The 23824-nt window shown below is 73.6% G+C and carries 19 protein-coding genes; 3 read left to right on the forward strand and 16 right to left on the reverse strand.

Annotation, left to right across the window (positions count from 1 at the left end):
* Positions 1-72 precede the first annotated feature (72 nt).
* Both NYF13_RS24310 and NYF13_RS24315 read left to right on the forward strand, forming a co-directional pair.
* Entirely contained in the window at positions 73-888 is an 816-nt protein-coding gene (locus tag NYF13_RS24310; protein ID WP_315659921.1) for a serine hydrolase domain-containing protein, read from the forward strand.
* Complete coding sequence (locus tag NYF13_RS24315) at positions 885-2423, forward strand: alpha/beta hydrolase (RefSeq protein ID WP_315659923.1); 1539 nt, start codon at positions 885-887, stop codon at positions 2421-2423. The genes NYF13_RS24310 and NYF13_RS24315 overlap by 4 nt, the downstream gene beginning before the upstream one ends.
* Positions 2424-2461: 38 nt before the next feature.
* On the opposite strand, the gene NYF13_RS24320 is transcribed toward NYF13_RS24315, so the two are convergent.
* The 11 genes from NYF13_RS24320 to NYF13_RS24370 all read right to left on the reverse strand — a co-directional run bounded on the left by NYF13_RS24320 (position 2462) and on the right by NYF13_RS24370 (position 14944).
* A complete protein-coding gene (locus tag NYF13_RS24320; RefSeq protein ID WP_315659925.1) occupies positions 2462-3403 on the reverse strand; it encodes a D-2-hydroxyacid dehydrogenase family protein in 942 nt (313 codons plus the stop codon).
* A gap of 20 nt (positions 3404-3423) precedes the next feature.
* Positions 3424-4743, reverse strand: coding sequence for a GrpB family protein (locus NYF13_RS24325; RefSeq protein WP_315659926.1), 1320 nt, complete (start codon positions 4741-4743; stop codon positions 3424-3426).
* A 43-nt stretch (positions 4744-4786) separates the two neighbouring features.
* Positions 4787-5647 carry a shikimate dehydrogenase gene (locus NYF13_RS24330; protein ID WP_315659928.1) on the reverse strand — a complete coding sequence of 287 codons (861 nt, stop codon included), beginning with the start codon at positions 5645-5647 and terminating at the stop codon, positions 4787-4789.
* Entirely contained in the window at positions 5640-7790 is a 2151-nt protein-coding gene (mltG, locus tag NYF13_RS24335) for an endolytic transglycosylase MltG (RefSeq protein WP_315659929.1), read from the reverse strand. Before mltG ends, NYF13_RS24330 begins: the two co-directional genes overlap by 8 nt.
* Positions 7787-8287 carry a Holliday junction resolvase RuvX gene (ruvX, locus tag NYF13_RS24340; protein ID WP_315659930.1) on the reverse strand — a complete coding sequence of 167 codons (501 nt, stop codon included), beginning with the start codon at positions 8285-8287 and terminating at the stop codon, positions 7787-7789. Before ruvX ends, mltG begins: the two co-directional genes overlap by 4 nt.
* Complete coding sequence (alaS, locus tag NYF13_RS24345; protein ID WP_315659932.1) at positions 8277-10940, reverse strand: alanine--tRNA ligase; 2664 nt, start codon at positions 10938-10940, stop codon at positions 8277-8279. Before alaS ends, ruvX begins: the two co-directional genes overlap by 11 nt.
* A 109-nt stretch (positions 10941-11049) precedes the next feature.
* Positions 11050-11355: a hypothetical protein gene (locus NYF13_RS24350; RefSeq protein ID WP_315659933.1), complete on the reverse strand. Its 306-nt coding sequence runs from the start codon at positions 11353-11355 to the stop codon at positions 11050-11052.
* Entirely contained in the window at positions 11352-11747 is a 396-nt protein-coding gene (locus tag NYF13_RS24355) for a DUF948 domain-containing protein (protein WP_315659934.1), read from the reverse strand. The genes NYF13_RS24350 and NYF13_RS24355 overlap by 4 nt, the downstream gene beginning before the upstream one ends.
* A gap of 144 nt (positions 11748-11891) precedes the next feature.
* Positions 11892-12755 carry an NAD(P)-dependent oxidoreductase gene (locus tag NYF13_RS24360; RefSeq protein WP_315659935.1) on the reverse strand — a complete coding sequence of 288 codons (864 nt, stop codon included), beginning with the start codon at positions 12753-12755 and terminating at the stop codon, positions 11892-11894.
* Between the two features lie 94 nt (positions 12756-12849).
* Positions 12850-13224 carry a hypothetical protein gene (locus NYF13_RS24365; protein WP_315659936.1) on the reverse strand — a complete coding sequence of 125 codons (375 nt, stop codon included), beginning with the start codon at positions 13222-13224 and terminating at the stop codon, positions 12850-12852.
* Between the two features lie 340 nt (positions 13225-13564).
* Positions 13565-14944, reverse strand: a complete 1380-nt coding sequence (locus NYF13_RS24370) for a replication-associated recombination protein A (RefSeq protein WP_315659937.1) — start codon at positions 14942-14944, stop codon at positions 13565-13567.
* A 545-nt stretch (positions 14945-15489) separates the two neighbouring features.
* Here NYF13_RS24370 and NYF13_RS24375 point away from each other — a divergent pair.
* A complete protein-coding gene (locus NYF13_RS24375) occupies positions 15490-16245 on the forward strand; it encodes a metallophosphoesterase family protein (protein ID WP_315659939.1) in 756 nt (251 codons plus the stop codon).
* On the opposite strand, the gene NYF13_RS24380 is transcribed toward NYF13_RS24375, so the two are convergent.
* From NYF13_RS24380 to NYF13_RS24400, 5 genes are all read right to left on the reverse strand, one after another.
* A complete protein-coding gene (locus NYF13_RS24380) occupies positions 16211-17062 on the reverse strand; it encodes an SGNH/GDSL hydrolase family protein (RefSeq protein WP_315659941.1) in 852 nt (283 codons plus the stop codon). The genes NYF13_RS24375 and NYF13_RS24380 overlap by 35 nt on opposite strands.
* Before the next feature lie 192 nt (positions 17063-17254).
* A complete protein-coding gene (locus NYF13_RS24385) occupies positions 17255-18436 on the reverse strand; it encodes a phosphotransferase (RefSeq protein WP_315659942.1) in 1182 nt (393 codons plus the stop codon).
* A 315-nt stretch (positions 18437-18751) separates the two neighbouring features.
* Positions 18752-19690, reverse strand: coding sequence for a DUF389 domain-containing protein (locus NYF13_RS24390; RefSeq protein ID WP_315659944.1), 939 nt, complete (start codon positions 19688-19690; stop codon positions 18752-18754).
* A complete protein-coding gene (gene aspS, locus NYF13_RS24395; RefSeq protein ID WP_315659946.1) occupies positions 19690-21468 on the reverse strand; it encodes an aspartate--tRNA ligase in 1779 nt (592 codons plus the stop codon). The genes NYF13_RS24390 and aspS overlap by 1 nt, the downstream gene beginning before the upstream one ends.
* A gap of 699 nt (positions 21469-22167) precedes the next feature.
* A complete protein-coding gene (locus tag NYF13_RS24400) occupies positions 22168-23766 on the reverse strand; it encodes a radical SAM protein (protein WP_315659948.1) in 1599 nt (532 codons plus the stop codon).
* Between the last annotated feature and the right edge of the window lie 58 nt (positions 23767-23824).

Genomic DNA, 23824 nt, shown 5'->3' on the forward strand with positions numbered 1-23824 from the left:
CTCCCGGAGCCACCGCCGGACCGCGCGGGACCAGGGGGCTCGGACCCACCGCGCTTGGCTAGGCTGGCGGACATGGAGAGCCTGCGCCTGATCGACGAGTGGCCGGTGGACAACGCGGCGGCCGCGGTGGTGGCTGCGGACGGCGAGGTCGTGGCCGGCCACGGCGACACCGCGAAGGTGTTCCGGCTGGCTTCGGTGACCAAGCTGCTCACCGCCTACACCGCGCACATCGCGCTGGAGGAGGGCGTGCTCGAACTGGACACCCCGGCCGGACCGGAGGGGTCGACGGTGCGCCACCTGCTCGCGCACACCTCCGGACTGGCCTTCGACGCGCACAAGGCGATGGCCGCGCCCGGCACGCGGCGGCTGTACTCCAACGCCGGGTTCGAGGAGCTGGCCGGCGCGCTCGCCCGGCACTCGGGCATCGCGTTCGGCGACTACCTGGCCGAGGCGCTGCTGGAGCCGCTCGGCCTGGCCGCGACGAAGCTCGAAGGTTCACCCGCCTCCGGCGCCTCGTCCACTGTGGACGACCTGGCCCGGTTCGCCGCCGAGCTGCAGGCCCCGAAGCTGCTCGCGCCGCAGACGCTGGCCGCGGCCACCGAGGTCGCCTTCCCCGGGCTGAGCGGCGTGCTGCCCGGCTTCGGCCACCAGAAGCCCAACGACTGGGGCCTCGGCTTCGAGCTGCGCGACCACAAGAGTCCCCATTGGACGGGGTCGGCCAGCTCGCCCCGCACGTTCGGCCACTTCGGCCAGTCCGGCACGTTCCTGTGGGTGGACCCGGACGCGCGGCACGCCTGCGTCGCCCTGGCCGACCGCTCGTTCGGCCCGTGGGCGGCCGAGGTGTGGCCGCGCCTGACCGACGCCGTGCTGGCCGAACTGGCCGCGTGAAGCGAGCCCTCGCCGCGGTCGCCCTGCTCCTCGCGGCGAGCGCGAGCGCGTGCAGTGTCCCCTCCCCCACTCCCCCGGCGGTCACTCCCCCGGCCGGCCCGACGGCGCCCGCTCCCCCCGCCGAGCCGCCACCGGCCCTGGGCACCAACGGCGCCGCAGTACCCGTCCTGGGCTGGGCGCCGTGCCATGGCGGGTTCCGGTGCGCCGCCGCCGCGGTACCGCTCAGCTACCGCGATCCGCACGGCCCGCAGCTCACCTTGTCGGTGGTCGAGCTGCCCGCCACCGATCCCGCGCACCGGATCGGCTCGCTGTTCTTCAACTACGGCGGCCCCGGCGCCGACGGCGTCGGCGAGCTGACCCGGTTCGGCTCCCGCTACCCGCCCGAGCTGCGCGCGCGGTTCGACCTGGTGAGCTTCGACCCGCGCGGGATCGGTGGCAGCGCGCCGATCCACTGCCCCGGCGCCGAGGACGTCCGCCCGGGCGGCTCACCGCTGCGGCCCGAGCAGAGCGCCGCGTTCTGGTCGGCCGGCGCGGCGCCGGGAAGGGCCTGCGCGGCCGGCACCGGCGCGGAGCTGGCGCACCTGTCGACGGCGAACGTCGCCCGGGACCTGGACCTGTTGCGCCAGGCCGTCGGCGACCGGGAGCTGAACTACTACGGCTACTCCTACGGCACCTACCTGGGCGGCACGTACGCGAACCTGTTCCCCGGCCGGCTGCGCGCGATGACCCTCGACGGCACGCTGGACCTCGTCGCCAACTCCACCGGCCGGCCCGGTCAGGAGCACGAGCCGGTGGACGTGCGCGCCGACGTCGCCGCCGCGCAGCAGGAGGAGCTGGAACAGTTCTTCGCCGCCTGCACCGCCGCCGGAGCGCCGAAGTGCGCCTTCGCCGGCGGCGACCCGAAGGCGAAGTTCGCCGCGGTCTTCGCGCGGCTGAGCCACGGGCCGGTCGGCGGCGTGACCACGGCGTCGCTGATGGAAACCATCCAGAGCGCGCTGTACCAGACGGGCCGGTGGAAACGGCTCGGGCAGACGCTCGCCGCGCTCGTGCCCTCGGCGCCGGTGGCCCGGACGCCGGTGCTCGACCCGTACGTGCCGGTCCACAGCACCGGGTTCCTCGCCGTGCAATGCCTGGACAGCGAGCTGCCGCGCCGGACCGCGGACTACCCGCCGCTGGCCGCCGCGCAGGAGCAGCGCCAGCCGTATTTCGGCCTGGCGCCGGTGTTTTCCCTGGCCCAGTGCGTCGACTGGCCCGTGCGGGACGAGGACCGCTACACCGGCCCGTGGAACCGTCCCCGCGCGCACCCGGTTCTGGTGCTCAACAACCGCTACGACCCGGCCACCCCCCTGTCCGACGCGCACGCGACCGCCGCCGAACTGGGCGACGGCAAGGTGCTCGTGGTCGACGGCTCCGGGCACACCTCGCTGAACGGGCCGAGCGCGTGCGCCTCGGCCGCGGTGGTGCGGTACTTCACCGACCTGTTGCCGCCGGCCGACGGGGCGACCTGCGCCCCGGACACCGTGCCGTTCCCCTGAAACCGTGCCGTTCCCCTGAACCGGCGATCACGCACGGCTCAGCTGAGCACTCGCACCGGCGAACCGGCCTGGAACGCCGCGATGTCCTCGACCGCGTCGCGGTAGAAGATCTCGTAGGTTTCACGGCTGACGTAGCCGATGTGCGGGGTGAGGACCGCGTTGTCCAGGGTACGCAGCGGGTGGTCGGACGGCAGGGGCTCGATGTCGTGGACGTCGAGGGCCGCGCAGCCGATCACCTTGCGGCGCAGGGCGTCCACCAGGTCGGCCTCCTCGACGATCGGGCCGCGGGAGGTGTTCACCAGGATCGAGTCCGGCTTCATCAGGGCGAGCTCGCGCGCGCCGACCAGGCCCCGGCTGCGGTCGGAGAGGACCAGGTGGATGGAGAGCACGTCCGAGCGGGCGAACAGCTCGTCCTTCGTGACCGCGGTGGCCCCGTGCTCGGCCGCTTTCCCGGCGGTGAGGTTCGGGCTCCAGGCGATCGGCTCCATCCCGAACGCCCGGCCGATCCTCGCGGTTTCGGCGCCGAGCCGGCCCAGGCCCAGCACACCGAGGGTCTTGCCGTGCAGCATCGTGCCGACGCCGACCTGCCAGCCGCCTTCGCGCACCGAGCGGAACTCCGCGGGCAGGTTCCGGGCCGCGGCCAGGATGAGGGCCCAGGTCAGCTCCGCGGCCGGTGGGCCGAGGTACCCGGTCGCCGAAACCACCACCCCGTGGCGCGCGGCCGCTTCCAGGTCGATCGCGGCGTTGCGGGGACCGGTGCTGACCAGCAGCTTGAGCCGCGGCAGCCGGTCGAACACCTCGGCCGGGAACCGCGTCCGCTCGCGCATCGCCACGACCGCGTCGAAGCCGGCCAGCCGCCGCACCACTTCCTCCGGTCCGCTGAACGCCTCGGTGAACACCTCGATCTCCGCCGCCAGCGAGTTCCAGTCGCCGAAGGTCAGGGCCACGTTCTGGTAGTCGTCGAGAATCGCGATCTTCATGGCCGCCACCGTAGCCGCGCTCACCCGGCCAGGCAGCGAAAGTACAGGAACCGGGGCCGGGTCCGCAGCAGCCCGGCCATCCTCGGGTCGGCCGCGTCCACCCCGGCCACCGGCATCGGCTCCTCGAGCCGGTCGACGGTGAAGCCCGCGTCGCGCACCGCGCCGAACGTCCAGCTCAGCGGGCGGCGGTAGAACCGGACCGGCTGCCGGTGCCCGTCCAGCTCCCACTCGTCCTCCAGCAGCTCCCGCTCGAAGTAGTTCCCGCGGTCGAACCAGTGCCAGTCCTCACCCGGGTGGTGCACGGAGAACACCAGCGCCCCGCCCGGGCGCAGCACCCGCCGGAACTGCGCGAGCACCGGTCCCCAGTCCTCGAGGTAGTGCAGCACCAGCGATGCGGTGATCAGGTCGAACGAACCGTCCGCAAAGGACAGTGGCTCGGTCACGTCGGCCTGCTCGAAGCGCGCGACCGCGCCGAACTCCTTGCGGGCGAGGGAAATCAGGCTCTCGCTGATGTCCAGTCCGAGGACGTCGGCGCCGCGGCCGGCGAGCAGGGCGCTGAGGTGGCCGGCCGCGCAGCCGACGTCGAGCACCCGCTGCCCCGCGAGGGCACCGGCCAGCCCGGCGATGGCCGGGCGGTCGTAGTACGCGTTCGCCGCACTGGATCCGGTGTGTTTCGCATACGCTGCGCTGAATCCGTCGTACTGCCGGGCTCCGGGGGCGTGCTCCCGGTGAGCGGGTTCCGAGGGCCGCGCCGCGGGAGGGCCTTGCGCGGCCCGGGCGCGTCCGACGATCTCTTCGATCACCTCGCCCTTGGCGTCGGCGTAGTGCTGCATGTAACGCCAGGTCCGGGCGGCCAGTTCGCGCTTCTTGGCCAGGTACAGCGCCAGCTCGGCGGGGTGGGTGCGCAGCCAGTCGCGGAAGAGCAGGTAGCGCTCGGTCTGCCCGTTGCCCGGCGAGTGGACGTGCAGGTTGATGTCGGTGTCCGGGCCCTTGAAGAGGCGGTGCTGCTCCCAGTCCGGCTCGCGGATCACCAGGCGGTAGCCGGCCGCCTCCAGCGCCGGCACGTACGCGCCTTCGTCGGCGGAGTCCGGCACCTCCAGCAGGATGTCGACCACCGGTTTGGCCGGGAGCCCGGGCACGGAGGTGGAGCCCACGTGTTCGAGCAGCACCACCACGTCCCCGAGCGCGCCGCGGATGCGCCCGGCCTCACGCTGGTAGAGCTGCGGCCACTGCGGGTCGTACTCCACGAGCGTCACCGTGCTGTCGAGCAGCGGTGCCTCGCCGATGAAGGCGGCCTCGAGCTGTTCGTCGGTCTGGGCCGGCTGGCTGGTTCCGGGCACAGGTCCATCCCCTCAGGTGTGCGGAAGGCAGCCCGGCAGAATATCAAGCCAGCCGCAGCGGCACCAGGCCGCCGGTGGCCGCGCGCAGGGCGTCGCGCATCTCGGCCCGGGGCGCGGGACGTCCGGTGAAGTGCTCGGACTGGCCGAAAGCCTGGTGCAGCAGCATGTCCAGACCAGTGGCCAGGCGCCCGCCCCGCTCGGCCACGGCTTCGGCCAGCGGCGTCGGCCACGGGTGGTAGATCACGTCGAGCACGCACGCCACCGCGGCCAGCTCGGCCACGTGCGGCCGCACCGCTTCCGGTGGCACGGTGCTCACCAGCACCGCCGTGCGCGCGGCCAGCGCGGTGAAGTCCACTTCGGACCAGCGTCGCACGTCCACGTCGAGGCCCGCGCGCTCGGCCGCACCGAGGGTCTCGCCCGCTCGCGCCGGATCGCGGACGACCAGGCTGACCGCCGTGAGGCCCAGCGCCGCGAGCCCCACCACCGCGGCCGCCGCCGTGCCCCCGGCGCCGAGCACCACGGCCCGGTCACCGGGCGAAGGCGCGTACCCGCCGCCGGCCCGCAGCGCGCCGGTGACACCGTCGACGTCCGTGCAGTCCGCGAGCCATCCCCCGGGCAGGCGCACCAGCGTGTTCGCCGCGCCGACCGCGGCCGCCCGCTCGGTGATCTCCGTGGCGTGCTCCAGCGCGGCCCGCTTGCCCGGCATGGTCACCGAGAGACCGGCCCACTCCGGACCGAGACCGTCCACCAGGGCGGGCAGCTCCTCGGCCCCGGTCTCGACCCGCTCGTAGGTCCAGCCGGTCAGGCCCAGGGCCCGGAACGCGGCCTCGTGCAACACCGGGGACAGCGAGTGCGCCACCGGGCGGCCGAGGACCGCGGCCCGGCGCGGGCCGAGGTCAGCCAACGCCCCTCGCCTCGGCCTCGGCGACGTTCTTCTGGTGGTCGGGATAGGTCGTGGCGAAGCAGGACAAGCCGCTGGTCTCGCACTTGACGAAGTACAGCCAGTCGCCGGGCGGCGGCTTGAGCGCCGCCTTGATCGCGTCCGTGCTCGGCACCGCGATCGGGGTGGCGGTGAGCCCGGTCATGGCGTAGGTGTTGTAGGGCCCGGCCTTGGCCCGGTCCTCTTTCCGGGTCTTGAGGGTGGGCTGGTCGAGCGTGTAGTTGATGGTGGAGTCGAACTGCAGCGGCATGTTCTGGTCGAGCCGGTTGTAGATGACCCGGGAGATCTTGCCGAAGTCGGCCTTCACCGCCTCGCGTTCGACCAGCGAAGCGATGATCAACGTCTGGTACGGAGTCCGGCCCGGCCCGGTGCTCTGGTCGGACAGGCCCGCGGCCTGCAGTGCGTCGGCCGACTGGTGCACCAGGTAGGTGATCAGCTCGGTCGCGGTCCAGCCGGGCTTGACGTCGTAGACGCCCGCCGCCATCAGCCCCTCCAGGCGCTTGTCCTTGCTCAGCGCCTTGCCCGCGGGCTCCACCGCCCAGTCCGGCACGCCGAACGCCTTGAGGTCGCCGTCCGCGACGGTCTTGCGCAACTCGTCGACCGGGATGCAGGTGCTCTTGCCGTCGAGGTCCGCGCAGGAGGCCTTCGACATCAGGCTGAACACCCCGGGCGTGACCTTGCCGCCGGGCTGCTTGATGTCGTCGAACTGGGTGTACGGGCGGATCTCCAGCCGCCCCACCTGCGAGGTCGGCGCGGTGATCAGCTCGACCGCGCTCTCCCCCGACATGTGCTGCTTGAGCACGTAGTAGCCGTGCTGGATGCGGTTGAGCGCGGCGTTGTCCGCGCCGGCCTTGACGAACGCCTTGGAACTCGCGACCACCCCGGCGTCGGTCAGCTTCGCGCCGATCGCGGACGTGGTGTCGCCGTCTTCGACCTGGACGACGGTGCTGCCCTCGCCGGAGCCGTCGTAGTCGGGGTAGCCGAAGACCTTCTGGTAGCCGAAGTAGGCACCGCCGGCGAGGATCACGAGCACGGCCAGCGCCGCGACCCAGCCGAGGGCCCGCTTGCGCTTCTTGCCCTTGCGCGGTTTTCCGGCGATCCGGGCCGGCTTGGCCTTCTTGCCGCGGCGTTCTTCGGCGGATTCCTCGTACGCCTCTTCGTCTTCTTCGTACTCTTCGTAGTCGCTGTACTCGTCGTATTCGCCGTCGTACTCGTCGTCACCGAAGAGGCCGTCGATCCGCGCACCGCGCTCGGGCTCTTCGTCGGGCACGGCGGGGATGACGTCGGTCGGGTTCTCCACCGGCCGCGGCTCGGGACGGCGACGACGCGGCGGCGCGGCGAACCGCGGGTCGGGCGGCATGGAGCCGTCCACCGGACCGGCGAAACGCGGGTCCCGCGGCATCGACGGGTCACCGGGATCGGCCCGGCGGCGCCGGGGCCGCGCGTCCTCGGTTCCCCGCGGGTCGGCCGGAGACGGCCCGGTACGGCCTCGCTCGGATTCGCGAGGGTCGCCCGAGGGCTGGGGCAGGTCTTCTCGGCGACGGCGGCCGGGTGGCGGGCCGTCCGGGGGCAGCTCGACGTCCGCGCGACGGCGGCGGGCCGGTGCGGGCGCGTCGGCCGCGTCCTCACGGCGACGGCGGCCCGGTGCGGACTGGTTCGCGGCGTCCTCACGGCGACGGCGGACCGGCGCGTCCAGCGCGTCCGGTGCGGGCTGATCATCGTCACCGGCCCGGCGACGGCGCGCCATCGGCGCGGGCCCGTCCGCCGAGGGCCGCTCATCTTCGCGGCGGCGACGGCCCGAGGCCGGTGCGTCCGAAGCCGGCCGTTCGGCTTCATCGCGGCGGCGGCGGCGGCCCGGCGGGGGCTGCGACGGCTGCGGGCGCGGCTCGTCGGCCTCCTCACGGCGTCGGCGAGGCGGCCGGGCGGCGTCGTGCGGGTCGGCGGGCGGGATGCGGCGCGGGCGGGCCGGCGGCAGCTCGTGGGAGCCGGACGGGCGCGGCGGCGTGCGGCGTTCCCGGCGCGGGGCGTCCTCCGACGGCGGATCGGTCTCGGGACCGCGCAGCCGGCGACGGCCGCGCTCGTCCTCGGGACCGCGGGGCTCGGTCATGACTCGCCTTTCCGGGCGCGCTGCGCGGCGGCGGCGTCGAGCCAGGCCTGCAGGATCTCGACGGCGGCGGCCTGGTCGACCACCGCCCGCTGCTTGCGTCCCTTGACCCCCCGCTGGGAGAGCATCCGGGACGCGGTCACGGTCGTCAACCGCTCGTCGCCGAGGCGCACCGGCACCTCGCCGAGCCGCGCCGCGAGCTTGTCCGCGTACTCCACGGCGATCAGGGCGGCCGGGCCCTGCCGGTTCGCCAGGGTCCTGGGCAGCCCGACGATCACCTCGACCACCTCGTGTTCGGTGACGAGTTCGGCAAGCCGGTCCAGATCGCTGTCGTCCTTCGCATCACGGGAGAGGGTAACGAGCGGACTCGCGAGGACGGGCGCGGGATCGCTCAGGGCCACCCCGACCCGGACCGAGCCGACATCGACCCCGAGCCGCCGGCCCCGGACCGGACCGGAGGCATCCGGCCGGTCCGGGCCCCGCTGGGGTCTACTGGGCAACTTCGGCGACCGCCGCGCGCAGGGCCGTCACGGCCTGCTGCGCCCCGGCCGGGTTGCTGCCGCCGCCCTGGGCCATGTCGGGCTTGCCGCCGCCGCGGCCCCCGATCGCCCCGGCGAACGACGGGACGAGCTTGCCCGCCGCGATGCCCCGCTCCCGCGCCGCCGCCGTGGTGGCCACGACGAACGCGATCTTGTCCCCGGACGGCGCGAACAACGCGACCACCCCGGGCCGCTCACCGAACCGGCCGCGGAGGTCGGCGGCCAGCGCCCGCAGACCGTTGCCGTCCACGTCGGGCACGACCTCGGCTACCACCGAGACGCCGCCGGCGTCCTGCGCCCGGCCGGCCAGCGCGCCGGCCGAGCCGAGCACCTGCTGCGTGCGCAGCTGCTCGATCTCCTTCTCCGCGTTCTTCAGCCGGGTCAGCACGTCCTCGATGCGCGCGGGGAGTTGGTCCGAGGGCACCTTGAAGGTGTTCGCCAGCTGCGAAACGAGCAACTGCTCCTTGCGGACGTACTTCAGCGCGTCCGGGCCCACGAGCGCCTCGACGCGGTGCACCCCGGAGCCGATCGAAGCGTCCGACACCAGCTTGACCAGCCCGAGCTGGCCGATCCGGTCCACGTGCGTGCCACCGCAGAGCTCACGCGAGTAGTCGCCCATGTCGACCACGCGCACGTCGTTGCCGTACTTCTCGCCGAACAGCGCGACCGCGCCCAGCTCCAGCGCCTTGTCCTTGGTGGTGACGTAGTTGCGCACCTCGACGTCGGTCTGGAGGTACTCGTTGACCTCCTCCTCGACCTCGGTGAGGATGTCGGCCGACACCGCGCCGGGCGTGGTGAAGTCGAAGCGCATCCGGCCCGGCGAGTTCAGCGAACCGGCCTGCGCCGCGCGCTTGCCGTACGCGCCGCGCACGGCCGCGTGCACCAGGTGCGTCGCGGAGTGCGAGCGCTCGATCGAGAGCCGGCGGTGCCCGTCCACGGAGCCGGTCACCTCGGTGCCCAGGCCGATCTCGCCCGCGACGACCTCCACGCGGTGCACGAACAGGCCCGGCACGATCTTCTGCACGTCGAGCACCTTCAGCTCGACGCCGTCGCCGATCAGCACGCCGGTGTCGGCGACCTGGCCACCGCTCTCGGCGTAGAACGGCGTGCGGTCGAGCACCAGCTCGGCCCGGCGGCCCTCGGCCACGCTGCGCACCGGCAGGCCGTCTTCGAGCAGGCCGACGACCTTCGCGGACGCCTGCAGCTCGCGGTAGCCGAGGAACTCGGTCTCCCCGTGCTGCTCCAGCACCTTGCGGTACTCCGAGAGGTCGCCGTGGCCGCTCTTGCGCGCCGCCGCGTCGGCCTTCGCCCGCGTGCGCTGCTCGTCCATCAGCGTGCGGAAACCCTGCTCGTCGACGCTGAGGCCCTGCTCGGCCGCCATCTCCAGGGTCAGGTCGATCGGGAAGCCGTAGGTGTCGTGCAGCTGGAACGCCTGGTCGCCGGCCAGCACGTCGCCGCCGCCGCGCTTGGTCTCGGCCGCGGCCAGGTCGAAGATCCGCGAACCGCTGGTCAAGGTGGCCAGGAACGCTTCCTCCTCGACCCGCACGACCTCGGAGATCCGGTCGAAGCCGCTGACCAGCTCGGCGTAGGTCGGGCCCATGGTGTCGCGCACGACCTCGGCGAACGCCGGCAGCACCGGCTCCTGCACGCCGAGCAGGCGGGTGGAGCGGACGATGCGGCGCAGCAGCCGGCGCAGCACGTAGCCGCGGCCGTCGTTGCCGGGGGTGACGCCGTCGCCGATCAGCATGACGCCGGTGCGGGCGTGGTCGGCGATCACGCGGAAGCGGACGTCGTCGGCGTGGTTCGCGCCGTAGCGGCGGCCGGAGAACTCCTCGGCCCGGCCGATCACCGGGCGCACCAGGTCGGTCTCGTAGACGTTCTCGACGTTCTGCAGGATCGTCGCCACCCGCTCGACGCCCATGCCGGTGTCGATGTTCTTCTTCGGCAGCTCGCCGATCGGCCGGTGCCCCAGCTTCGGGCTCTGCTCGCCGCGGACGTCCTGCATGAACACGAGGTTCCAGATCTCGATGTAGCGGTCCTCGTCGGCCACCGGGCCGCCCTCGCGGCCGTAGGCCGGGCCGCGGTCGTAGTAGATCTCCGAGCACGGCCCGCCGGGGCCGGGCACGCCCATGTCCCAGTAGTTGTCCTTGCCGTCGCGGACCTGGATGCGCTCGCCCGGCAGCCCGGTCAGCCTGCGCCACAGTCCCGCCGCCTCGGCGTCGCCCTCGTAGACGGTCGCCCAGATCCGGTCCGGGTCGAGGCCGAAGCCGCCCTCGTCCTGGGCGCCGGTGATCAGCTCCCAGGCGTTGGCGATGGCGCCTTCCTTGAAGTAGTCGCCGAAGGAGAAGTTGCCGGCCATCTGGAAGAACGTGTTGTGCCGCGTGGTCTTGCCGACCTCGTCGATGTCCGGCGTGCGCACGCACTTCTGCACGCTGGTCGCGCGCGGGTACGGCGGCGGGGCCTCACCGAGGAAGTAGGGCTTGAACTGCACCATGCCCGCGTTGACGAACAGCAGGTTCGGGTCGTCCAGGATCAGCGGCGCGCTGGGCACGCGGGTGTGGCCCTTGGCCTCGAAGTGGCGCAGGAAGCGATCGGTGATTTCGTGTGTGTCCACGGGTCAGTCCTTGTACTGGGGCGCGGTGGCGGACAGGGCGCACCGCGCCGGGTGGGCGGGGCGGCGGCAACGGCGGAGGGCGCCGCTCCTCGCGCGGAACGCGACGAGGTCAGCCCTCCGCCCGGCGAGCTCGCGGGGCGGGGCGCTGGGCGGCGGCGTGCCGTCCCCCGGCACCGGGCGGCGCGGCGAATCCGGTCCGTTCCTCGACCATGTCGTGCAGCTCCTGCTCCCGCTCGCTCATCCCGGCGCGCACCTCGGCGCCGAACGAGCCCACGGCGCCGGCCAGCTCGCGCACGGCCTCGCCCAGGTTCGACGCCAGCCCGGCCGGGCTGGCCTGGCGAGCCGTCTCGGTGGCCTTGCGGGACAACGCGACGCCGGTCACGACCCCGACGCCGAGCCAGAACAGGCGCTTCACTTCTTCCTCCGGCGAGCCGGGGCGGCGGCCTTCGCTTCCTGCTTGCGGCGCCGCGCGCGGACCGCCTTGCTCAGCCCGTAGGACAGGGCGGCCATCTTGACCAGCGGGCCGCCGAGGGTCGCGGTGAACACCGACGACAGCGCGGAGACGTTGCCGGTGACGGCCTGCGCGCTCGCGGTGATCCCGTCCACGCGCTCGAGCTGGGTGTTCACGTGCGTGATGGTCTCGTTCGCACCCAGCAGGATCGGGTCGCTGCTCTCGTGGGCCTTCCGGATGGCGATGGTCGCCTCGTCCAGCGTGCGGCCGAGCTTGAGCAGCGGGATCGCCAGCAGCAAGACCAGTACAACGAATGCTCCTGCGGCGATCAGCGCGGCGATCTGCCCTGCCGACACGGGCCCTCCTCGGGGTTGCGTGGTCTTCGGTGCCAATTCTTCGGTGCCCGTGAGGCTACCGCCTGTCCAGCCGTTCGGCGGTGTCGCCCCGCCCATTGGTCACTCAGCGCAGCCAGGCGGCTCCCGGCCCGGGGCCGGCAACGGTCATCCGGCGGCCCTGCCCTTCGCGACGGCGCGGTAGAGCACGGCCATGTCCTCCTCGCCGTGACCGGCCTCGACGACGGCTTCGAGGTGGGCCAGCGCGGCCTTCGCGCCCGCGAGGTCGACCTCGTCCCCGGCCGCCTCGACCACCAGGCGCGCGTCCTTGGCGGCCAGCGCTGCCGGGAAGGACGCGGGGTAGTCGCCGGAGAGCATGAGCGGGCCCTTCATCCGCGCGTAGCCGACGTCGAAGGTGGTGCCGGTCATCACGTCGAAGAACGATTCCGGGTCGACGCCCAGGGCGCCGGCCAGCGCCAGGCTCTCGGCGGTGGCGTTGGTCAGGGCCAGCACCCAGCCGTTCATCACGAGCTTGAGCCGGGTGGCGGTGCCCGGTTCGGGGCCGAGCCAGCGGGTGCGCACACCGATGGCGTCGAACACCGGCGCGGCGCGCTCGCGCACCTCCGCCGGACCGGCCGCGAGCACCTGCAGCTCGGCCCGCTCGGCCGGGAGCCTGGTCCCCATCACCGGGCAGTCGACGAACGCCACCCCGGCCCGTTCCGCCGCCCCGGCGAGCCGGCCGGCCCACTCGATGCCCACGGTGCTGGTCTGGAGCCAGAGGGTGCCGGGCGCGAGCCCGGCGCCGGCGATGACCTCGGCGACCGTCGGGCCGTCCGCGAGCATGGTGACCACGATTTCGGCGCCGTCGACCGCCTCACGCGCCGAACCGAAGACGGTGGCGCCCTCGGCGGCGAGCGGTTCGGCCTTGGCCCGGGTGCGGTTCCAGGCCCGCACTTCGTGCCCGGCCCGGGCGAGGTTGGCGGCCATCGGCCGGCCCATGATGCCGGTGCCCAGGAAAGCGATGGTGGTCATGCCGCCATCGTGCCCTCGCCCGGCGGGCCGCGCAGAGCGTCCTTCGCGGGACCGGTGGGGACTGTGCGGCTTGTGCGGCTCTGACGGCGGCCGGTCATGGGGTGAGCGCGGGCCAGGCCGTGGACCGGCCGGCGACCAGGGCGTCGTAACCGGGGAACCCGGCCGGGTGCCGCCGGGGACCGGCCGGAGCCGCGGTGGCCGGCGCCGCGGTGGCCGCCGCGGGGTGGCGGACGCGGATGGTGACGTGGCCGGGGTGCTCGCCCCCGTCGTGCCAGTGGCCGGTGTGGGCCGGGACGCGCAGGAGGTCGCCCGGCTCGCACAGCACGGCGTGCACCCGGCGGCCCGCGTGCACGTACCAGGCCGCGGAACCGCGGACGAAGAACCGGTCCTCGTCCGCGGGCGAGCGGTGCTCGACCGCGGCCGGGGGTGTGGGCCCCCGCCCGGCGGCCGCAGCGGTGCCGCGGACCACGTCCGCCGAGTGGTAGCCGACGGCGGCGGTGAGCCCGTCGACGCGGTCGCGGTAGGCGGCCAGGACCTCGGCCTCACCCGCTTCGGGGGACAGCCCGGCCAGGGGTCAGCGGGCGAAGCCCACGCCGTGGCGCCGGAGTTCGGCCGTGATCGCGCCCGGGTCCTCGGTCCGCAGCAGCACGTGCCCGGGCTGGTCGTCCGGCCACACCGTCAGCAGCGTCATCGCTCCCCCTCGCCCCGGCCCCTCGGCCGCCGGGGACGACCGGGCGGCCGGACGTTTTCGTCCCCACCGTTCTACGGGAGAACGCGGCGGCGCTCACGGGAGTTTCAACCGGCGGGAATCACGGGCGCTCCCCGCGGATGGTGCGGCGCAGCCGCGGCACGCGCTCGGCCAGCGTCCGCTCGCCGCCGCGCTGGGTCGGCTCGTAGTAGTCGCGCCCGACCAGCTCGTCCGGTGGGTACTGCTGGGCCAGCACGCCGTCGGGAACCCCGTGCGGGTAGCGGTAGCCCTGCGCGTTGCCGAGCTTCTTCGCCCCCGCGTAGTGCCCGTCGCGCAGGTGCGGCGGCACGGTGCCGGCCTCGCCCCCGCGCACGTCGGCCAGCGCCGCGTCGATCGCGGTGACCACGGCGTTGGACTTCGGCGCGGTGGCCAGGTGGATGGTGGCCTGGGCGAGCGCGAGCCGCCCCTCCGGCATGCCGATGAACTGCACGGCGTGCGAGGCGGCCACGGCCGCCTGCAGCGCGGTCGGGTCGGCCATCCCGATGTCCTCGCTCGCGTGCACCACCAGGCGGCGCGCGAGGAACCGCGGGTCCTCCCCCGCTTCGATCATCCGGGCCAGGTAGTGCAGCGCGGCGTCGACGTCGGAGCCGCGGATCGACTTGATGAACGCGCTGATCACGTCGTAGTGCTGGTCGCCGTCGCGGTCGTAGCGGACCGCGGCCTTGTCCACAGTGGACTCGACGATGGCCAGGTCGATGGTCTTGTGCTCGGTGGCGCCCGCGGCGTCAGCCGCCGCCTCCAGCGCGGTCAGCGCCCGCCGAGCGTCTCCGCCCGCGAGCCGGACCAGGTGCTCGCGCGCCTCGCCGGCCAGCGTCAGCGCGCCACCCAGTCCGCGTTCGTCGGTCAGCGCGCGCTCCAGCAGCCGCACGATGTCCTCGTCGGTCAGCGGGCGCAGTTGCAGCACCAGTGAGCGCGAAAGCAACGGCGAGACCACCGAGAACGACGGGTTCTCCGTGGTGGCCGCCACCAGCAGCACCGTGCGGTCCTCGACCGCGCCGAGCAGCGCGTCCTGCTGGGTCTTGGAGAACCGGTGCACCTCGTCGATGAACAGCACGGTGTTCTCGGCGTTGTAGCTGCGGCGCCGGCGGGCCTCCTCGATCACGCCGCGCACCTCCTTGACCCCCGCCGAGAGCGCGGACATCGCGACGAACCGGCGGCCGGTGGCGATCGAGACCAGGTTGGCCAGCGTGGTCTTGCCCGTGCCGGGCGGGCCGTAGAGCAGCACGGACGCCGGCGCGGCCCCCTCGACCAGCCGCCGCAGCGGCGCGCCCTCGCGCAGCAGGTGCTGCTGGCCGACGACTTCGTCGAGAGTGCGCGGCCGCATCCGCACCGCCAGCGGCGAGCTGGCCGGGTCGGCGTGGGGCTCCACCCGGTTGGACCCGGTGGGCTCGGGGGGCGGGCCCACATCGGGGTTCACCGTGAAGAGTTCGTCCTGTGCCACCCGCATCACGGTAACCGACCCCCACCAGGCCGGGACACCCGAACCGCAACCGCGCCGACCGGATCCCCGACGCCGCCTCCGGACCGCTCGTGCGCTGGGCCACGAGCAAGGTGACGATGTGGCGCGCCGGGCCGTCATCGGCAAGGGCACCGTCTGCCGGTACTGGGGCACGAAGGACGAACTGCTCCGAGAGGTGCGTGGCCAGGCTGACGGCGACCACCGGGACGTTCGAGCTGTTCGTCCGTCACGGGCTGCTGCGGGCCGACGGGCTGGACCTGCCGTACGCGCTCAGCGTCGCGACCCTCGGCTTCCACCTGCGGCCCGGACCGTCGCGGGCGCCTTCGAGCCGGACCTCGCCGCGCTGGAAGCGGTGGCGGTCTCCGCGCGGTCCACGAGACCTACCGTGCGGTCGTCTACCCCGGAGAATCCGCCACGGCGCCCGGCCCGTTCCAGCCTGACCGGGGTCAAGGTGCTGCGGGTCTGAAATCCTTGCGCCGTCGGCGAACTTCCTTCGCCGGCGGCACGGCGGCGGGCAGACTGGGCCGATGTTCTCCTCGGTCGCGGTGCTTTCGGACATCCACGGGGTGCTGCCGGCGCTCGAAGCGGTGCTGGCGGAGCCGGACGTGCGGACGGCCGAGGCGGTGGTGCTGTGCGGCGACCACGCGGCGGGCCCCCTGCCCTCGGCCACCCTCGACCGGCTCAGCGCCCTCGGCGACCGCGCGGTCTGGGTGCGGGGCAACGCCGACCGCGAGCTGGTCACGCTGGCCGGCGGCGGCCCGGCGGCCGGGCCCGATCCGATCGCGCCGTGGGCCGCCGCCCAGTTGCGCGCCGGCCAGCTCGCGATGCTGGCCGGGCTACCGCTGACCGTGACCCTGGAGGTCGAAGGGCTCGGCGAGGTGCTGTTCTGCCACGCGACCCCGCGCGACGACGAGGAAGTGGTGCTTGTGGACAGTCCGCTGCCGCGCTGGGCCGAGGTGCTCGACGGCGTCACCGCACCGACCGTGGTGTGCGGGCACACGCACATGCCGTTCACCCGGCTCGCCGACCGGCGGCTGATCGTCAACCCGGGCAGCGTCGGAATACCTTACGGGACAGCGGGTGCGCACTGGGCGCGGCTCGGCCCGGGCGTCGAACTGCGCCGGACCCCCTACGACGCCGAGCAGGCGTGCCGGCGGCTCGTCGCGGAATCGGGGTACGAGGACATCGAGGAATTCGCGGACTACTTCGTGCGAAACCCGGCCTCGGACGCCGAAGCGCTGCGGGTGTTCAGCCCGCGGGCCCGCGGAACGAGCGCCACATGATCGCCGCGGCGTAGGGCAGGAACTCGCGGCCGCGGCGCCACAGCCACGGCACGCCCTTGACCACCAGCCAGCCGAAGTGCCCCGCGGCGCTGGGCTCCACGCCGCCCGAGCAGTTCAGGCTGACCGGCTCCGGCACGGCGAACCCGGCCTCGGCCAGCAGCACGGTGAAGCCGAGCGCGAGCATCCGGTGGCCGAGCTCCGAGGGATGCAGGCGGTCGACGCTCCAGGCGGTGAGGTCGTAGGCGCCGGGTATCGTGTCGAGGTCGAGGCAGAACACGTCCTCGGCGGCCACCACGGAGTCGATGGCGGCGTTCAGCTCGGCGACGCGGGCGCTCAGCGCCCGCTTCAGCGACGGCGGCAGGCGGAAGACCCGGCCGTGGTCGTGGAACCGCACGGGCACGACCGTGGTGCCGGTCGCGGCCAGGGCCCGGATGATCCCGGTGAGGTCGGCGGCGATCTTCGCGGCGTCGAAGTCGGGGCGCAGCGTGTCGTTCATGCCCACCACGATCAGCGCGACGTCCGGGCGGTGCGCCAGCACGGGCGGGAGCTGCCGGGACAGCACGCAGTGCATCCGCGCGCCGGTGAACGAGGGGTTGAGGTAGCCCTCCTCGCCCACCCCCAGCGCCGCGGCGACGAGCGGCCCGACCCCGCGCCAGCCGCCGCGCTGCGGCAGCGGATCGCCGAGGCCGACCGCGGTGGAGTCCCCGAGCACGGCCAGCCGCCGCGCGATCCGTGGCGGCGCGGCGGGCTCCGGCGGGCGGGTGGGCTGCGGGGCCGGGGTGACTTGGACACTGATCACGGTCACGCGAACGACCATCCGGCACCGAAACCCACCCTCGGTGATGGTGAGGTAACGCGGTATGGACGGCGCGGGGAACTCTTGGCACGGCCCGCGGGCGAGGACGATCCGGCCACGCGGGACCGGCCTCGGGAGCCGGGATCCGGCGTGAAACGGCCGGCGCGGCCCGGCGTGGTCCCCGGGCCCGAGCCGCCCCGGGGGCGCGCGGACTCAGCGGAAGGCCGGGTAGAACGCCAGGTCGGCGTGCGGTCCCAGCCGGGCGCCGAGCGCGGCGGCCACGCGGGTGGCGTGCTCGGCGATGTCGGTCAACCGGGCGTAACCGGCGTGCTTGGCCAGCTCGCGCCACCAGGTCACCAGCGCGGCCTCCCGGCTGACCGGGGTCGCGTGGCGGGTCAGGTCGAGGCCCGGGAGCGTGTCGCTGGTGACCAGCCAGACCAGCAGCAGCTCACTGATGGTCAGCTGGGCCGCCAGCTCGTCGTCGTCGGCGAAGGACGGCCAGACCCCGACCACCTCGGCGCGCCAGACCGCGATCATCGCCTCGCTCATGCCCGCGGGCAGGGCCAGCGCGTCGTCGCAGGAGGCGAACGGCAGGCGCAGGTAGGCGGCGTCGACCAGCGCCGTGCGCACGCGGCCCCGTTCGAAGTCCAGGAAGCGCACGCCCGAGCCGGTGACCAGGTTGTTCTCCGGGCTCAGCTCCGAAGGGCTGAACGCGCGGAACGCCGCCGAGCGGGCCAGCGCCACCGACTCCGCCACCCGCGCCCGGACCGGCTCCGGCACGGTGACGCCGAGCACGTCTTCGAGCAGGGGCGGCACCTCGTCGAGGGTTTCGGCGAGGTCTTCGTCCTCGTTGCGCGCCGGTCCGCCGAGCCGGCGCAGGAGCGCGTTGAAGTCGGCCTCCCGGCTCGCCGTGCTCGCGTGCAGGCGGCCGAGCGAACGGGCCCAGGACAGCAACGCCCGCTCCGCCGCCCGGGAATCGCGCGCGAAGAGCTTGTCCTGCAGGGTCGGGGCCCGGCCGAGGTCCTCGATCACCAGCACCCGCCCGCGCCCGTCGTGCGCGAGCAGTTCGGGGCACATCCGCTCGTCCGGCGCGAGGGCGGTGAAGAGCTGGTAGCTCACCGCCTCCTGGGCGAACGGGTCGGCGTAACCGGGCTCCGGCGGTTGCGGGTAGTGCTTGATCACCAGGGTGCGAGGCAGCGCGAAGGAGGAGGAGACGACTCGCGCCCGCAACACCGTCGCGGGCCCGCTGCCCTCGAGGTTTTCCGGCGACACCAACGTGATCGCGCTGCCGAAGCGGCGCGACAAGACGCTTTCCCCCGCCGCGATCGCCGCGGCGACGGAATCGGCTCCCGCGCCGACGGTGGAATCGTCGGCGGAGGAGGTGTCGACTGTCATTGGCACCGACCCTACTCGTGACTGAGCGGCCCCGACCACCTCGATTCGGGCAGCGGAACGCGAACGGGAATACTCGGGAAGGAAATCGACGGGACGCAACGCCCTGGCGTTGCCCGAACGGCGGAGGATCAGTGCAAGGGCAGTGACCGGCCTGGCCCCGCGCCGGTGCGCCAGCCACCTGAACCGATCCGGAGCACCGCGGGCACCGGCAGGGCGGGGACGATCGTGTGCTGGTTCACCGTTTTCGCTTACCCAGCGCGAAGCCGGGGAAAACCCCGAACCGGGACCGAACCGCTTCGTGACCCGTTTGCCCCATCACCCGGACGAAAGCGGCCGCGACAGCGCGGAAGAACGCCGCCGTCGCCGCACCGCCAGCACCGCCGCCGCGGCGAGCACGATCCCGGCCAGGTTGACCACCAGCTGCAGCAGCGAATAGCCGGTCCGGTCCCAGCGCCCGGCCACCGCGGCGACCATCGCGTACCCCGCCGCCGGCACCGTGGTCACCGAGATGAACACCCCCACCAGCGCGGCCGACTTGGCCGAGGTCATCGCCAGCATGCCCGCCGCGCCGGCGAGCAGCGCGACGACGAACGACGCGACGCCCACCTGGTAGACGAAGTCGACCGCGTGGTTGCCCACGATCGCCGACGGGTCGAAGACCCCGGTGGCCGAACCCAGCAGCACCCCGCCGAGCGTGACGGCCATCGCGATCGGAAACCCGGCCAGCAGCGCCACCCCGGCCCGTGCGGCCAGATCACGCCGGCGCAGCACCAGCCCGACCGCGATCGCGGCCAGCGGCCCGAATTCCGGCCCCACCACCATCGCACCGACGATCGTCACCGCCGAATCCGTGACCACCCCGACCGCCGCGAGCAAGCAGGCGATCACCAGGAACGCCTGGAAGGTCAGGTTCCAGCGCGCTTCCTCGCCCGTGCGGCCCAGCAATTCCTGCCACACCACCGCATCCGCGCCCTCACCGGGCGCGGCCTCCTCGGCGGCGTCGGCCGCGTCGGACAACGCCGTGTCCAGTGCTTCGAGCGTGATTCCGCCGGCCCGGTCGAGATCGAGCGCGCACAGGGCGTCGACGATCTCGTCCGCGGCCTCCCGGGCGATGTCCGCTTCGATCAGGTCGCCCTCGGGCTGGACGGCGACCCCGCGGTGCAGCACCAGGTGCGCGGTGCCGGCGTGGCCCCGCAGGAACGCGAGGGCCTCGCCGGTCCGCTCCGGCGGGCACACCGCCCGCAGGTGCAGCACTAGGCCGGCGGCGCGGGCGGAGTGGGCTTCGCGTCGATGCCGGCCTCCTTGCGCTGCTGCGCGGTGATCGGCGCGGGGGCGGCCGTGAGCGGGTCGTAGCCGCCGCCGGTCTTCGGGAAGGCGATCACCTCGCGCAGGGAATCGGCCTTGGCCAGCAGCATGACGATGCGGTCCCAGCCGAAGGCGATGCCGCCGTGCGGGGGCGGGCCGAACGCGAAGGCGTCGAGCAGGAAGCCGAACTTCTCCTGCGCCTCCTCGTCGGACAGGCCCATCAGGTTGAACACGCGCTTCTGCACGTCACCGCGGTGGATACGGATCGAGCCACCGCCGATTTCGTTGCCGTTGCAGACGATGTCGTAGGCGTAGGCGAGCGCGCTGCCCGGGTCGGACTCGAACTTCTCGATCCACTCCGGGGTCGGCGAGGTGAACGCGTGGTGCACCGCGGTCCACTTGCCGGAGCCGACGGCCACGTCGTCGCCGATGTCCTCGACCGGGGCGAACAGCGGCGCGTCCACGACCCAGACGAACGACCAGGCGTCCTCGTCGATCAGGCCGAGGCGCTTGCCGATCTCGTCGCGCGCGGCGCCGAGCAGCGGCTGCGTGGAACTGGCCTTGCCGGCGGCGAAGAAGATGCAGTCGCCGGGCTTCGCGCCGGCCGCGGCCGCGACGTTCTCGCGCTCGGTCTCGGACAGGTTCTTCGCGACCGGCCCGCCGAGCGTGCCGTCGGTGTTGACCAGGATGTACGCGAGGCCGCGCGCCCCACGCTGCTTCGCCCACTCCTGCCACGCGTCGAGCTGGCGGCGCGGCTGGTCGGCGCCACCGGCCATCACGACCGAGCCGACGTACGGCGACTGGAACACGCGGAACGGGGTGTCGGAGAAGAACTCCGTCATGTCGGTGATCTCGAGGTCGAAGCGCAGGTCCGGCTTGTCCGAGCCGTACCTGGCCATGGCCTCGTGGTAGGTGATGCGCGGGATGGGCCGCGGGATCTCGTGCCCGATCAGCTTCCACAGCGCGGTGACGATGTCCTCGCCGAGCGCGATCACGTCGTCCTGCTCGACGAAGCTCATCTCGATGTCGAGCTGGGTGAACTCGGGCTGGCGGTCGGCGCGGAAGTCCTCGTCGCGGTAGCAGCGGGCGATCTGGTAGTACCGCTCCAGCCCGCCGACCATGAGCAGCTGCTTGAACAGCTGCGGCGACTGCGGCAACGCGTACCAGGAGCCGGGCTTGAGCCGCGCGGGCACCAGGAAGTCGCGCGCGCCCTCGGGGGTCGAGCGGGTCATCGTCGGCGTCTCGACCTCGACGAAGTCCTGCGCGTGCAGCACCTCGCGCGCGGCGCGGCTGACCTCGCTGCGCAGCCGCATCGCCGCGGCCGGCCCGCTGCGGCGCAGGTCGAGGTACCGGTGCCGGAGCCGGATCTCCTCGCCGACGTCCACCCGGTCGTCGATCGGGAACGGCAGCGGCGCGGCCTCGGACAGCACCTCGAGCTCGGTGGCGAGCACCTCGATCTCGCCGGTGGGGATCTCGGCGTTGGCGTTGCCCTCGGGCCGCCGGGACACCTCGCCGACGATCTTCACGCAGAACTCCGAGCGCAGCGCGTGCGCGCGCTCGGCCATCTCCCCTTCGCGGAACACGACCTGGGCGACGCCGCTGGCGTCGCGGAGGTCGATGAAGATGACTCCGCCGTGATCGCGCCGCCGGGCCACCCAGCCGGTGAGGGTGACGTGCTGACCGGCCTGCCCGGCACGCAAGGTGCCGGCTTGATGAGTGCGGAGCACTGCGACTGCTCTCCTTCGCCCACGGGTTCACGGCGGTTTTCGCCGAACACAGAGGCTAACGAACGCCCCCGGCGGCCTTGCTACCAGGCTTCTCCGGCCGGGCCGGGACCGGTTTCGCCGCCCGCTTCCACCGGGCCGGGCCACCCCCCTCGCCCCCTACGCCGGACCGACGGCACGCCCCCACCCGCCACACCGGGCCGAGCCATCCCCGTCCACGCCGGATCACGCCGGGCACGTCGCGTCACGGCCAGGCCACACCCCTACGCCCGACGCCCGGCCACGTCACGCCCCCACGCCCGGCCACGCACTCCCGGCCACGTCACGCACTCCCGGGCACACCACCCCCCCAACGCATCACGCAACGCCCGGCCCCGCCACCCCAACCACACCCGACCACGCCATGCACCGGTCGGCCGTGCCACCTCCAGCTACGCCACCCACCGCCCGGCCACGTCACCCCCCAGCCACGCCATACACCCGCCCGGCCACGTCACCCCCCAGCCACGCCATACACCCGCCCGGCCATGCCACCCCCAGCCACGCCACACAGCGCTCAGCCAAGCACCGCCCGGCCACGTCACGCCCGGCCACCTCACACCCAGCCACGCCACACACCACCCAGCCCCGCACCGCCCGGCCACCTCACACCCAAGCGCGTCACGCACCGCCCGGCCGCACCGCGTCATGCCCAGCGCTGGGTCACCGCAGCCACCGGACCCACCGTCGCTGCCCCGCCCCATCCCGGCCCGGCAGCACCGGCGCGACCAGCACCGCGCACGGCAGACCCGCCGCGCGGATCCGGCGGACCAGGTCCAGCCGGGCCTGCGGGCTCGGCGTGCCCGGTTCCAGCCGGTGCTGAAGCTCCCGGTCCAGCAGCGCGATCGAGACCGCCACGTGCGCCGGGACGTCCTTCGCCACCGATTCCAGCAGGGGCAGGTCGCGGGTCAGCACCGTGCCCTTGGTCAGGATCGACAGCGGGGTGCCCGAGTCCGCGAGCGCGCGGATGATGCCGGGCATCAGCCGGTAGCGGCCCTCCGCGCGCTGGTACGGGTCGGTGTTCGTGCCCATGGCCACCGGCTCGTGCCGCCAGCCCGGGTGCTTCAGTTGCGCTGTCAGCACTTCCGGCGCGTTGACCTTCACCACCACCTGGCTGTCGAAGTCGCGGCCCGCGTCGAACTCCAGGTAGGTGTGGGTGTGGCGGGCGAAGCAGTTGTGGGACACCATGCCGTCGGCCACGAAGTCGCCGGTGCCGGTGGTGATGTCGTACAGCGGCAGCTCCAGGCCCATCGATTCCACCGCGGTCACGGTGCGCCGCACGGAGCCGATGGTGGTCCCGTCCAGAGAGCGCTTCCACGTCACCGCCGGATCGGTCAGGTGCAGGAACCGCAGCACCTCGGCCGCGCCGCCGGAGAGCCGGGCCACGCGACGGCCCGGGTGGTCGCGGTGCCCGACCGTCTCGTGGTCGAAAGAGAACCGTTCCAGCGCCGCGAACAGCGTGTCGACCACGTCCGTCTCGTCGTGCGCGATCGACAGCACCCCGCGGCGGTAGGAGCCGGCCAGGTCGAACAGCCCGGCCAGGAACCCGCGCGACCAGTGCGCGTCCGGTTTCGGCGGGATCCGCATGAACCCGGCCGAGGCGCCGAAGTCCGGCAGGTAGCCCAGGGCGCGCTCGGCCGCGTCCGGCTCCACCGCGAACCCGCCGGAGCGCAGCATCCCGCACAGGTAGCCGGCGCGGTAGCCGAGCGTGTCGTCCGGGGTGCGCGCGAACCGCCCGCCGCCGACCAGCTCCGTGCCCGGCTCCAGGTGCGGCCGCTGCGCGGTGCCGAGCCGGCTGCCGGTGACGTACTTCCACCCGCGGGCGCTGAGGAACCGGTGGTCCGGCCCGGCGACCAGCGCGGTGCCGTCGTCGAGGGTGACGCGGTAGGCCTGGCGCACCGTGGTCCAGTGCGCCAGCACCTCCGTGGGCACCAGCCGCCGCGCGACGCCGTGGCCGCGGGTGCCGAAGACCGCTTCGCCCACCACCAGGTCGGCGATCGGCTTGGCCCGCCCGTCGGCCAGCAGCACCGGGGTGGTGCCTTCCAGGCAGTAGGTGCACGCGTGCGAGCAGCCCCGGTACGGGTTCACCGTCCAGCGGAACGGCACCGGGGAGCTGCCCGGCACCCGGTTCAGCACCGACCGGGCGCGCACCTCGTGGAAGGTGATGCCGTCGAACTCCGGTGATCGCACCGACCGCACCAGGCCGTCCAGGCCCGGCAGTACCGGCTCACCCTCTCCTGCTCGCTGTCGTTCCCATCGCACCGGTCAAGTCGAACACATGTTCTATAGACCTGTCAAACACATGTTCGAACGCGCCGTT

The sequence above is a fragment of the Amycolatopsis sp. PS_44_ISF1 genome, from assembly GCF_032335455.1.
Taxonomy (GTDB): Bacteria; Actinomycetota; Actinomycetes; order Mycobacteriales; family Pseudonocardiaceae; genus Amycolatopsis.